The 12,214-nt window shown below is 56.4% G+C and carries 11 protein-coding genes; 6 read left to right on the forward strand and 5 right to left on the reverse strand.

Annotation, left to right across the window (positions count from 1 at the left end):
- From RTY00_RS09925 to dcp, 4 genes are all read left to right on the forward strand, one after another.
- The coding region (locus RTY00_RS09925; protein ID WP_312664309.1) for an FAD binding domain-containing protein at window positions 1–1,030 on the forward strand (1,030 nt) is incomplete at its 5' end.
- On the forward strand, window positions 1,020–3,386 hold the full coding sequence (gene xdhB / locus RTY00_RS09930; protein WP_312664310.1) for a xanthine dehydrogenase molybdopterin binding subunit: 2,367 nt from the start codon (window positions 1,020–1,022) through the stop codon (window positions 3,384–3,386). The genes RTY00_RS09925 and xdhB, both read left to right, overlap by 11 nt.
- Entirely contained in the window at window positions 3,373–4,155 is a 783-nt protein-coding gene (gene xdhC / locus RTY00_RS09935; protein ID WP_312664311.1) for a xanthine dehydrogenase accessory protein XdhC, read from the forward strand. The genes xdhB and xdhC overlap by 14 nt, the downstream gene beginning before the upstream one ends.
- 72 nt (window positions 4,156–4,227) lie before the next feature.
- The gene (dcp, locus tag RTY00_RS09940; protein ID WP_312664312.1) at window positions 4,228–6,276 is read left to right on the forward strand and encodes a peptidyl-dipeptidase Dcp; all 2,049 of its coding nucleotides are present in this window, start codon (window positions 4,228–4,230) and stop codon (window positions 6,274–6,276) included.
- 24 nt (window positions 6,277–6,300) lie between these two features.
- Here dcp and hpxO read toward each other — a convergent pair whose 3' ends face one another.
- A complete protein-coding gene (gene hpxO / locus RTY00_RS09945) occupies window positions 6,301–7,458 on the reverse strand; it encodes an FAD-dependent urate hydroxylase HpxO (protein WP_312664313.1) in 1,158 nt (385 codons plus the stop codon).
- 250 nt (window positions 7,459–7,708) lie between these two features.
- Here hpxO and RTY00_RS09950 point away from each other — a divergent pair, with 250 nt between their 5' ends.
- Both RTY00_RS09950 and RTY00_RS09955 read left to right on the forward strand, forming a co-directional pair.
- Window positions 7,709–7,948: a hypothetical protein gene (locus tag RTY00_RS09950; protein WP_312664319.1), complete on the forward strand. Its 240-nt coding sequence runs from the start codon at window positions 7,709–7,711 to the stop codon at window positions 7,946–7,948.
- Between the two features lie 75 nt (window positions 7,949–8,023).
- Complete coding sequence (locus tag RTY00_RS09955) at window positions 8,024–9,286, forward strand: phosphatase PAP2 family protein (protein WP_312664314.1); 1,263 nt, start codon at window positions 8,024–8,026, stop codon at window positions 9,284–9,286.
- 232 nt (window positions 9,287–9,518) lie between these two features.
- Here the strand turns inward: RTY00_RS09955 and RTY00_RS09960 are convergent, their stop codons facing one another.
- The 4 genes from RTY00_RS09960 to RTY00_RS09975 all read right to left on the reverse strand — a co-directional run.
- Entirely contained in the window at window positions 9,519–10,019 is a 501-nt protein-coding gene (locus RTY00_RS09960; protein ID WP_312664315.1) for an RES family NAD+ phosphorylase, read from the reverse strand.
- Window positions 10,019–10,501, reverse strand: coding sequence for an antitoxin Xre/MbcA/ParS toxin-binding domain-containing protein (locus RTY00_RS09965; protein WP_312664316.1), 483 nt, complete (start codon window positions 10,499–10,501; stop codon window positions 10,019–10,021). Before RTY00_RS09965 ends, RTY00_RS09960 begins: the two co-directional genes overlap by 1 nt.
- A 103-nt stretch (window positions 10,502–10,604) precedes the next feature.
- On the reverse strand, window positions 10,605–10,934 hold the full coding sequence (locus RTY00_RS09970; RefSeq protein WP_312664317.1) for a DHCW motif cupin fold protein: 330 nt from the start codon (window positions 10,932–10,934) through the stop codon (window positions 10,605–10,607).
- Between the two features lie 65 nt (window positions 10,935–10,999).
- A partial coding sequence (locus tag RTY00_RS09975) for an FGGY-family carbohydrate kinase (protein WP_312664318.1) occupies window positions 11,000–12,214 on the reverse strand: 1,215 nt, incomplete at its 5' end.

Consider the following 12,214-nt stretch of genomic DNA (forward strand, 5'->3'; position numbering starts at 1 on the left):
CAATTTGTGTCGCTGTACCGGCTATCGTCCGATCATGGATGCGGCGCAGCAGGCGTGTGAACAACCTGATACGGATGCCTTCAGTACCAATGCACCTGCGTTAGTGCAGCGTTTACAGGCGCTCAGCAACACAGAAGTCCAGATTATCGAAGCCGCGGGCAGCCGCTTCTATCTACCCAAAACGCTAGCGCAGCTCGCCGATCTCTATCAGCAACATCCCGAAGCCCGGTTGGTAGCCGGTGGCACTGATCTCACGCTGCAAATCACCCAGCAATATCAGCGCTTGCCGCTGTTGATTGCGCTGGAGCAGGTCAATGAGTTGAAGGTCTGCCACGAAGATGAAACACATCTTTATCTTGGCGCTGCCGCCTCATTGCATCATTGCTATCAGTTTTTAGCGCATCACATTCCGGCGTTTAGCAGCATGCTTGAGCGTTTTGCCTCGTTGCAAATTCGTAATCAGGGCACGCTTGGCGGCAACATTGGCAACGCGTCGCCGATTGGTGATTGCGCACCCATGCTGCTGGCACTGAATGCGCGTCTGTTTTTGCAGCAGGGCGCTAAGCAACGAGAAGTCCCGCTCGATCAATTCTTTACCGCGTATCGCCAAACGGTTTTGCTGCCGGGGGAATTCATTCGCAGCATCACCATTCCTAAAGTGACGGTGTCACCCAACTTTACTGCGTGGAAGGTGGCGAAACGGCTGGATGATGATATTTCCGCCGTATTTGCCGCCATCAATCTGCAAATCAAGGAAGGTGTGATTGTGGAAGCGCGACTGGCTTTTGGTGGCATGGCCGCTACGCCGAAGCGCGCGCTGGCGGCAGAGGCACAATTGTTGGGCCAGCCGCTGAATCTCAACGCCATCGAAAAAGCCTGCGCCGCATTGAGCGAGGATTTTCAGCCGCTGAGCGACTTCCGCGCCAGCGCCGATTATCGCCTGCAGGTGGCGCGCAATCTGTTGCGCCGTTACTACGCACAAGCGTCTGGTGAGCTGACCATTGCCGAGGTATCGCGCTATGTCTCATAACCGTCCGGAACTGAACGAAACGCTGCTGAAAACCCAGTTCGCCACCGGCATGCAAACAGGCGTGGGGCGCAGCAACAAACACGAAAGTGCCGACAAGCATGTCTCCGGTGAAGCGCTGTATATCGACGACAAGCCCGATCTGCCGGGATTGCTGCATCTCTGTCCGCGACTGAGCGAGCACGCGCATGCGCGCATCACCAAACTGGATGTGCAGCCGTGTTACGCGGTGCCGGGCGTGGTCAGCGTGCTGACGTGGCGTGATGTGCCAGGCCTCAATGACGTCGGTCCGCTGGAACCCGGCGATCCGCTGCTGGCGCAGGACAAAATCGAATATTTCGGCCAGATCGTGATTGCCGTCGCGGCTGATTCACCAGAAGCGGCGCGTGCTGGAGCCGCAGCAGCGATTGTTGAGTATGAAGCGCTGCCCGCAGTGCTCGACGTGCGTGAAGCGCTGGAACAGCGCTTCTTTGTGCAGCAGCCGCATATTCACCAACGCGGTGATGCCGAAGCCGCGCTGGCGCGGGCGTCGCGCCGTATTCAGGGCGAGTTTCACATCGGCGGTCAGGAACATTTCTATCTGGAAACCCAGACGGCGCTGGTGATCCCCGGCGAAGATGACACTTTGCAGGTGTTCTCCTCAACGCAAAACCCTACCGAAGTGCAGAAGCTGGTGGCGGAAGTCATGGGCATCACCATGAACAAAGTCACCATTGATATGCGGCGCATGGGCGGCGGCTTTGGCGGTAAAGAAACGCAGGCGGCGGGCGTGGCGTGTTTGTGTGCCATCGCCGCTCGTCAGCTGCGTAAACCGGTAAAAATGCGCCTGGCGCGCCGCGACGACATGCAGATCACCGGCAAACGCCATCCGTTTTTTGTCCGCTACGATGTCGGCGTTGATGACGACGGTCGCTTCTGCGGCGTGAAGATCGATCTGGCCGGCAACTGCGGTTATTCGCTCGATCTCAGCGGATCGATTGTCGATCGCGCGATGTTCCACGCCGATAACGCGTATTACCTCGGTGATGCGCTGATTACTGGCTATCGCTGCCGCACGCACACCGCCTCGAACACTGCATATCGTGGCTTCGGCGGTCCGCAAGGCATGGTGGCGATTGAGCAGATCATGGATCACGTCGCACGCGAACTCGGATTAGATCCGCTCGAACTGCGCAAACGTAACTATTACGGCAAAACCGATCGCAACATCACCCATTATCACCAGCAGGTGGAAGACAATCTGCTGGATGAGATGACGGAGCAATTGGAAACCAGCAGCGAATACGCTGCGCGCCGTGCCGAAATCAGCGCGTTTAACGCCAGCAACCGTTTTATGAAACGCGGACTGGCGCTGACGCCGGTGAAATTCGGCATCTCATTTACCTCCAGTTTCCTCAATCAGGCGGGCGCGCTGATTTTGATCTACACCGATGGCACGGTGCAGCTCAATCACGGCGGCACCGAAATGGGTCAGGGCTTAAATACCAAAGTGGCGCAGATTGTGGCGGAAGTGCTGCAGATTGATATCAGCCAGATTCAGGTGACTGCCACCGATACCGGCAAAGTGCCCAACACCTCGCCAACTGCGGCGTCCAGCGGGGCCGATCTCAACGGCAAAGCGGCGCAGAATGCCGCGCAAATCCTGCGCAATCGCTTAACCGAGATGCTGTGCCAGCAACATCAATGCGCAGCCGAAGCGGTGCATTTCAGCAACGGCATTGTGCGCGTCGGCAAGAAGCACTTCACCTTCGCCCAGGTTGCGCAGCAAGCCTGGCTTAATCAAGTGCCGCTTTCTGCCACCGGTTTCTACAAAGTACCAGGCATTCATTACGATCGCGCCGCCGGACGCGGCAAACCGTTTTATTACTTCTCCTTCGGCGCAGCCTGCTGTGAAGTGCTGGTGGATACGCTGACCGGTGAATATCGTTTGCTGCGCGCCGACATTTTGCATGACGTGGGCGCGTCGCTGAATCCTGCGATTGATATCGGCCAGGTTGAAGGCGGTTTTGTGCAGGGCATGGGCTGGCTCACCTGCGAAGAGTTGGTGTGGAACGACAAGGGAAAATTGCTCACCGATGGCCCGGCCAGCTACAAAATCCCGGCAATCAGCGATGTGCCGAGTGATTTACGCGTCACGCTGGTTGAGAACCGTAAAAATCCGCAGGATACGGTGTTCCACTCCAAAGCCGTCGGCGAACCACCGTTTATGTTGGGCATCGCGGTGTGGTGTGCGTTGCAGGATGCGGTTGCCAGCGTCGATAACTATCGTCGCCATCCGCAGCTGGACGCGCCTGCCACGCCGGAGCGGGTATTCTGGGGGATTCAGCGCTTATCAGGAGCGGACCATGATTTATCATGACTGGATCAGCGTGTTACACAGCCTGCGGGAAAAACGTGAAAGCTGCGTACTGATCACCGTACTCAGCGAGCGAGGATCCGTGCCGCGCGATCGCGGCAGCAAAATGGTGGTCAGCGCCAGCGACACCTTTCTCACCATTGGCGGCGGGCATCTTGAGTACCAATGCATTGCACAGGCACGTGAGATGCTGCAGCAGCGCTGCAGCCAACCACGCAGTGAAGAGTTTGCGCTGGCTGCGCGCCTCGGCCAATGCTGTGGCGGTCACGCCACTTTGCTGTTTGAACCGCTGATGCAGCAGCAGCCGGAAATCCAGGTATACGGCGCAGGCCACGTCGGCCAGGCGCTGGTGAATCTGCTCGCGACCTTACCGTGCCATATTACGTGGATTGATAGCCGCGCCGCGCAGTTTCGCGCCGTGCCGCCCGGCGTGACGGTGCGCCAGGTGGAAGATCCGATCGACTGCGTGCAAGAAGCCGCGCCCGACAGCTACTTTGTGGTGATGACGCACGATCATCCGCTCGATCTGGCGCTCAGCGAAGCGATCTTACGGCGCGGCGATTTTCGCTATGCCGGTGTGATTGGTTCAGCTACCAAAGCCCAGCGTTTTCGTTATCGCTTAGAGGGCAAAGGCATTGCGGCAGATTCTCTCGCACGTCTGCGCTGTCCAATTGGTTTAGCGGATGTGAAGGGCAAATTACCGGCGGAAATTGCCGTGGCGGTGGCGGGGGAAATCATCAGCGTTTATCAGCAGCAGGCGATAAGTTGTTGAGTGACGAGGAAACTGCCAGGATAGAAACATCCCGCCGCCGCCGTGCGGCGTTGCTGATTATCAGGAGCGATAATGAATTCACGAGCTAATCCGTTTTTCACCGCCAGCACCTTGCCGTATCAAACCCCGCCATTTGACCAGATTCAGGAAGAGGACTTTCTGCCGGCGCTGGAAGCGGGCATTGAAGAGAAACGGCGTGAAGTGGCGGCGATCGCCAGCAATCCTGACGCGCCAACCTTTGCCAACACCTATGAGGCGCTGGAGCGCAGCGGCCAGTTGCTGAAACGCGTTAATCTGGTGTTCGGCGCGATGACCTCCGCCAACACCAGCGATCGTTTGCAGGAAATCGATGAGCTGATTACCCCGCAGCTGACTGCGCTCAATGATGAAATTTGCCTGAACAGCCAGCTGTTTGCTCGCCTCGATGCGGTTTACCAGCATCGCGGATCGCAGTGTCCGGATGCTGAAGCGATGCGTCTGGCCGAAGTCACCTGGCAGCATTTCCAGCTGGCAGGCGCCAGCCTGAGCGACGCGGATAAAACCCAGCTACGAGCCTGCAATCAGGAGCTAGCAAGCCTTAGCACCCGTTTCGGCAACAAGTTGCTGGCTGCCACCAAAGCCGGTGCTTATGTGGTAAGCAATGTTGCGGCGCTGGCCGGATTAAGCGAGGAAGAGCTGGCGCACGCCAAAGCGGCGGCCGAAGCGCGTGGTTTGCACGGCGAATGGCTGATTGCGCTGCAAAACACCACGCAGCAACCGTCGCTGCAAGCGCTGGAAGTGCGCGCCACGCGTGAAGCGCTGTTCCAGCAGGCGCTAACGCGCAGCGAGCAGGGCGATGATAACGACACGCGCGACATCGTGTTACGTATGGCACAACTGCGTGCGCAGCAGGCGAGTTTGCTCGGCTTCAAAACCTATGCGGAGTGGAGCATGCAGGATCAGATGGCGAAAACACCGGAAGCGGCTTTTGCCTTTATGCGCAATATCGTACCTGCCGCGCGGGCCCGCGCCGAACGCGAAGCCGCCGATATTCAGCAGGCGATTGAACAAGAGCATCACAGTTTCCCGCTGCGTGTCTGGGACTGGAGTTTCTACGCCGAGCAGGTGCGCAAAGCCCAATACGCGCTGGATGAGAGTCAAATTCGTCCGTACTTTGAGCTGAATAATGTGCTGGAAAAGGGCGTATTCTGGTCGGCCAGCCAGCTGTTTGGTATTCGTTTTAGCCAACGCCACGATCTGCCGGTCTACCATCCGGACGTTAACGTTTACGAGATTTTCGATGCCGACGACACGCCGCTGGCGCTGTTCTACACCGACTTCTTCAAGCGTGATAACAAAAGCGGTGGCGCGTGGATGAGTAATTTCGTTGACCAAACTACGCTGCTAGGCACTAAGCCGGTGATCTACAACGTGTGCAATTACACCAAGCCGCAGGCAGGCCAGCCAGCGCTGATGAGCTGGGATGAAGTGATCACGCTGTTCCACGAGTTTGGTCATGCGCTGCACGGCTTGTTCGCGTCGCAACGCTATCCGAGCTTGTCGGGCACCGCCACGCCGCGCGACTTTGTCGAGTTCCCGTCGCAGATTAATGAGCATTGGGCCAGCAACGAAGCGGTGTTTGCCAACTATGCGCGCCACTACAAAACTGGTGAGGCGATGCCGGCTGAGCTGCGCGACAAAATGGTGCGCGCCGCGAAGTTCAACAAAGGTTACGACATGACCGAGCTGCTAGCCGCAGCGCTGCTGGATTTGCAGTGGCATTCACTGACCACGCACGACAATCCGCAGGACGTCAGCCACTTTGAACTACAGGCATTGGCTGCCGAAAACATTGCGCTGGCGGCGGTTCCACCACGCTATCGCTCCAGCTATTTCCGTCATATCTGGGGCGGCGGTTATGCAGCCGGTTATTACGCCTATATCTGGACGCAGATGCTGGCCGATGACGGCTATCAAGCCTTTGTCGAACGCGGTGGATTAACGCGAGAAAACGGTCAGCAGTTCCGCGATCATATTTTGTCACGCGGTAACAGCACCGACTTGCAGCATCTGTGGCTGGCGTGGCGCGGCAAAGAGCCGGAAATCGGCCCAATGCTGAAAAACCGTGGATTAGAGTCGTAGGGTAGCCATTGATGGCGACCTGGTTCAACCGAACGGACCGCCTTCAATCGTATCGCACATACCGGCCAGCACTCGCTCGCCGGTTTCATTTTTCAAATCCGCATACCACGCCGCCGTCACTTCCGCATCTTTCGCATGGGTAACATCACAGCGCTTACGGGCTTTTAACACCAAATCTTTGGTGCGCTCCACGCGACGGGATTCATAGCGCAACAACGCATCCTCAATCCCCAAAGAGTGTGACGCCAGCGTCTGCGCCAGTACCACTGCATCTTCCATCGCCGCACAACCGCCTTGCCCGATATCCGGTGTGGTGCTGTGTGCTGCATCGCCCAGCAACGCCACGCGACCTTTAACGAAACGGCTGAAGGGTTCGATATCGTGGATTTCCACGCGATTGGTGGTTTCCGGATTAAGGCGTTCTATCAGGCGCTGCACCGGTTCGGCCCAGCCGTTGAAGTAGCCTTTAAGATCGCTTTTCAGCGTGGCGCGATCTTCCGACAAGCCCTTTGGCAATGGGACATCAAAGAAGAAGTAGAAGCGGTTATCGCTGACTGGCATCAGCGACACGCGTTTGCCTTCGCCGACAAAAGTGGTCCATTGATCGGCGGGCGCAATCGCTTCATCAATCGTCACCAGGCCGTTCCAGTTGACGTAACCGGCGTAACGACGTTCGACGCTTTCGCCCAGTACATAGTGGCGGATCACCGAGTGCGTGCCATCGGCGGCGATCAGGAAATCACCTTCGGCCTGGCTGCCATCATCAAACCAGGCGGTGACGCCATGTTCAGTTTGCTCAACCTGCGTAACGCGTTTGCCAAAGCTGATACGCGAACGTCCGTAGGTATCGATTAGCATCGCCTGCAATTCAGCACGCGCCACCGGATAAGGATATTCACCCACCTGTTGCACCAGCGGTTCCATACTGAAGCGGGTGAGCGTGCTGCCGCTGTGCGCATCGTTGTAGGCCATAAACGCCATGTTGCCACCCAGCGCGCGTAGCGGCTCTTTCATGCCCAACGCATTGAGGCATTTCACGCCGTTGGGCCAGATGGAGATCGCCGCACCCACCGGCTTCATCTCTTTCACTGCTTCAAACACCGCAGTGTCAAAACCCGCTTTCTCCAGCGCAATCGCAGCACTCATACCGCCAATGCCCGCGCCAATCACAATCGCTTTCATATCCGTCTCCTTTGCTATGCATAAGAGACTGCAACTTTTGTACCAGATTCGCGGATAAGTCGAATTGAATCTATCTCTTTGATTTTACATTGGTGCAGCAGCATTCGCCCTTATAATCCTGCACTACGGTGGCGCACACATGCGCACTAAATGAGGGCAATTTGTGACAAAGATTGAATCGATTGTTTCAGCATGGTAATTGGCGCAGCAGCAGCCATACTCTTTACACCCTTCCTGCGAGGACTCAATGATGAAATGGATAATGGCTTTAGCCTTGCTGTTCAGCGTTAGCGTGCTGGCACAACCGCAATGGCAGCTGGAGCGAAAAGCGCCGGTGGTCCAACTGACGCCGATTGCCGCCAAGTGCGATGTTTCAACCTGTCAGCAGAATTGCTATGTGCAGCAATCACAGTGCAAAAACGACAATAACGGCGGCTGCGGCTCGTTGGCACAAATTTGCGTACAAAACTGTGCCAGTCAGTGTCGTTAAGTGAAATAAATCTGTCACAACCGAGTGCTAGCGTGTTTCCCCGGCAAGGTAATATTTTGATAACAGGGGAAAATAATGAAAACCCGCTTCACACTGATTGCAACGGTTCTTCTGCTGGCACAGCAGGCACATGCGGTTTCACTGCCCGATGCGGCCGCGCTGGCAGGCTTAACCTCCACCGGTTCCACCTCCGCTTATAGCGATCTCGAGCAGCAATCTTTGCAGGCTGAACGTCAGGCGCTGCAAGGCGATAGCAGCAAGCTGACGCGCGAGCAACTGGAAAAAGCCAAACAGACCGCGAAACAGGCTGATAAGCAGTGGCTGAAAAACAGCGGCTACGATTTCAAAACTAAAGAGAATCAGCAGGCCGGAATTGCGCTGCTTGCGGGTTTTAGTGCGTTGCCCGCCAACGTGCTTGATGCCAGCCAGGCCACCGTCACCAACATCAACCTGAACGCCACGCAAAATGTACGTCATCAGGCTCTGGCCGATGCGGAAGCAATCAGCTATCTCTATTTCCTGTCAGATGCGCTCGGCCCGCGTCTCGGCAAAGCCTTCCTCGTGGCTTACGATAAAGGTGAGATCGGCAAAGCGGCGGCGTTGATTAAAGCCAGTGAAGTCAGCACCAGCGCGGCGAAAAAGCACTTTAACTATCCGCGACCGTTCCTGCGTGAGGGCAACAGCATTCATCTGGTGCCGGACGATGTGGTGGTTAAAGACAACGTGCGTTACACCGCCGACGGCGGCTCTTTCCCGAGCGGCCACACCAATACCGGTTATACCGATGCTTTGTTGCTGGCCGAAATGGTGCCGGAACGTTTTGAAGCATTGGTAACACGCGGCGCGCGCTACGGTTATTCGCGTTTAGTATTGGGTGTGCATTACCCGTTGGATGTGATGGGTTCGCGCATGGTGGCGCAACGCAACGTGGCAAACTATCTCAACGATGCGCGCTATCAGGCGCTGTTTAGTGAAGCGCGCGATCAACTGCGTGCCGCGCTGGAGAAAGAGTGCGGCACGTCGCTGGCAGAATGTGCGCGCAGCGATGGGAAGGACGATCCGTATCGTTCGCCTGCAATGAAGCAATTCTATCGTTTCACCATGAGTTACAACCTGCCGAAAGCCAATGTGAAGAACACGCCTGTCAAAGTCCCGCAGGGCGCGGAGATTCTGCTGAAAACCGCGTTGCCGCAGCTGTCTGATGCGCAGATTCGTAGTCTGATGGTGAAAAGCGCGCTGCCAAACGGTTATCCGCTGTCTGGCAATACAGCGGATCAGTCATTCTGGCAACGTGTCGATTTAACGGCGGCGTTTGCTTTAGCGAAACCGACTTTGTAGGGTCGCCATTTATGGTGACTAGGTGCGCATGAATGCGCACCCTACAAAATACCGAACCCGCCATTGTAATCAGTTGAAGATCTCGTAGGGTCGCCATTTATGGCGACCAGGTGCGCATGAATGCGCACCCTACACAATACTGAACCCGCCATTGTAATCAGCTGAAGTTCTCGTAGGGTCGTCATTCATGGCGACCAGGTGCGCATGAATGCGCACCCTACGAAAACTCTCGTCACGCTTTAATCCGACGATCAAGCGCGAAGGGCGCTGAAGTGGCTTGTGCAAAGAGGGCGGCGGCGGTGGGATGGTCGGGATTGAGAATGGCGTTGTCTTCACCGGTCAAAATGCTGGGTACCGTCAACAGCAAAGGTAAGCCGCCTTGCAAATCGAGAAACGCGGCGCCGATCGCTTGCGTCTCTTCCTGCTGCTGGTACTTTTGCCAATCGCTGGGCAGCTTACTGCTGTCCAGCGCCATGATTTCGCTCTCAGGGATCGGCAGGGTAAAAATCACAAAGCGGCTCTTCTCCAGCATCGCTTTACCAGCATGCACCACCAGTTCCAGCGTGGCGAGCGCCTTTGAGCTGCTGAGGTAAACCGTCTTAGTACCGGGCGGATTCCAGCGTCCGCCCCATTTTTCAGCGCCAGCGCCGCTAAATGCCTCGCTGGCATACTCTTCTTTCACTAAACGGTAAAACAATCGATGGGGAGCATCCGGTTCCTTCCGTTGCGTCATTACACAATCACTCCGTGTTCCAGGCGACCAATCAGCGTTAACACCGCATCACAGCCCGCAGGCGTGCTCAGCATCTCCATTGGCAATGCATCGTCCAGTGCCAACGCAGGTTGATACATCCAGTGCATGGCAGCGTCAACGTCACCGGCAAATAATTGCAATACGGCATCCAGAATTTCGAAAACCTGATACACGCGCGCACCTTGCTCTACCGAGAGTTGCGATCCGGCTTTCTCACGGCGGCGATAGGTATTGCGATCGATCGAGACCATTTGGGCAACATCCAATGGCGTTGCTTTCAGCACCGTGGCCGCGCGTTCAACGATGCCAACGTCCAGACCTTCGGTGATCAACTGATGTGCTTTCAGCGGATTACGCGGCAAGCCCATTTGATCCATAAAAGATTGCTGAGCGTGCTGAATCAGCGTGGGATCGAAGACGCGTGCGGCATTGCCGTGACTGAATGGGGATACAGTTGTCATAACAACCTCCTGAGCAATGTTCATTTGAACATTTTGATAGTTCAAGTGTACATCACTGCACAGAGGTTGTCATTTTTTGTACGATATAAAAACTAATGCATTGTTAATCAACAATAAACAGCTTGGCACCGCTGACGGTTGAGGAGCGGTGCGCTTCTGCATTGTCCGCGACCTGATAACTCACGCCCGGCGTTAACGTGAAGATGCGACCATCATCCAGCTCCGTCACCATTTCGCCTTCGAGGCACAGCAGAATATGGCCTTTGCTGCACCAGTGATCCGCCAGATAGCCCGGTGAATATTCCACCATCCTGACCCGAATATCGCCGAAGCGTTGGGTGCGCCACAAAGCAAAGCCTTCATCGCCGGGATGGGTTTCGGGCGCGATGTCGTTCCAGGTGGTGATGCCGAAAGGAAGCTGATTGATCTGCATAAGGATGTCCTAAAGTAGATAAGACAGCCATGATTAGCAGCGAGAGGGCAATTAAGCCAGTAAAATCAACCGGCTTCCTGCCACATCTCGCGCATCGCCAGCTCCAGCTTCTTAAACACCCGATAACGCGTATCGTGAAACGCAACGCGATCCGCTCGCGGCAGCAACTCGCCGGGATTGATCTGCACCGCCTGCTGCGCAGCCTCAGCGAGATTACGCCACGCGCCGACGCCCACACCGGCACACAATGCTGCGCCGAGTGCACCGGTTTCTTTGCACTCCGCAATGCGAATCGGTATGTCTAACACATCAGCGAACATCTGCGGCCAGACGCAACTGCGCGCCGCGCCGCCCGACAAAATGGCCTGCGTAAAAGGGATGCCCGCCGCTCGCAGGCGATCGATATGCGCCCGATGGGCAAAAGTCACGCCTTCAAACAGCGCGAACAGCATATCGGCGCGCGTATGCCAGCCGCCTAAGCCATAAAACCCGGCTTTGGCCGGTTCCGATTTGCGTCCGGAATAGAGGTAAGGGTGATAGAGCGGCAACTGCGAATTGGGTTGCACATGCGCCACGCTATCGCTGCTGCGCGCCGCGCCTTGACCGCCGCGACCGTCGTCAAATTCGCGCAGGAACCAGTCGAGATTTGCCGCCGAGGTGGCGCTGGCCTCAATCGCCATATAACGGTCGGACTCAATAATGGAGTTCATAAATACCGGGCGCAGATAATCGGGTTTATCCACTACCACCTGATTGATGCTCCACGTACCGGCGACAATCGAGGCTTGACCGGTGTTCACCACGCCAGAACCGACGGCGCTAGCCACCACATCAAAGATGCCCGCCACCACCGGAATACCTGCCGGTAATCCGGTGAGCTGGGCAGCACGTTGTGTGACATGGCCAACCACCTCGCAAGATTCACGCAGTGCGGGCAGCAGGGCGAGCGCCTCTTCGATACCGTACAGCGCCATCAATTCACGGCTGTAGCCGCGCGCGCGATAATCAATTAAGCCCGCTCCGGCAGCATCCGAGAAATCTGCGCTAATCGCACCGCTGAGAAAATGGGCGATAACGTCTTTCGCGCAGAGTAAATGGCCGATTTGCGCCCAGCGCTCGGGTTGATGTTGCTTAATCCAGCGGATTAATACCGGCGTTGCCGCTGGCCAGGGTTTTTGCAGCGAAATCTGGTAGATGCGCTTATCCGCGCCGCTGATTTCCAGCGCGTGCACAGTATCACAAGCGCGATGATCGATAGACTGAATACCAAACAGCGGCTG

This window comes from Pantoea sp. CTOTU49201 (assembly GCF_032054795.1).
GTDB classification, from domain to species: domain Bacteria; phylum Pseudomonadota; class Gammaproteobacteria; order Enterobacterales; family Enterobacteriaceae; genus Pantoea; species Pantoea symbiotica.

Coding starts and splice junctions, on each gene's coding strand:
- RTY00_RS09965 (WP_312664316.1), bottom strand. CDS start 10,501: ATGACAACTGTATCCCCATTCAGTCACGGCAATGCCGCACGCGTCTTC.
- hpxO (WP_312664313.1), bottom strand. CDS start 7,458: ATGAAAGCGATTGTGATTGGCGCGGGCATTGGCGGTATGAGTGCTGCG.
- dcp (WP_312664312.1), top strand. CDS start 4,228: ATGAATTCACGAGCTAATCCGTTTTTCACCGCCAGCACCTTGCCGTAT.
- RTY00_RS09960 (WP_312664315.1), bottom strand. CDS start 10,019: ATGACGCAACGGAAGGAACCGGATGCTCCCCATCGATTGTTTTACCGT.
- xdhB (WP_312664310.1), top strand. CDS start 1,020: ATGTCTCATAACCGTCCGGAACTGAACGAAACGCTGCTGAAAACCCAG.
- RTY00_RS09955 (WP_312664314.1), top strand. CDS start 8,024: ATGAAAACCCGCTTCACACTGATTGCAACGGTTCTTCTGCTGGCACAG.
- xdhC (WP_312664311.1), top strand. CDS start 3,373: ATGATTTATCATGACTGGATCAGCGTGTTACACAGCCTGCGGGAAAAA.
- RTY00_RS09950 (WP_312664319.1), top strand. CDS start 7,709: ATGAAATGGATAATGGCTTTAGCCTTGCTGTTCAGCGTTAGCGTGCTG.
- RTY00_RS09970 (WP_312664317.1), bottom strand. CDS start 10,934: ATGCAGATCAATCAGCTTCCTTTCGGCATCACCACCTGGAACGACATC.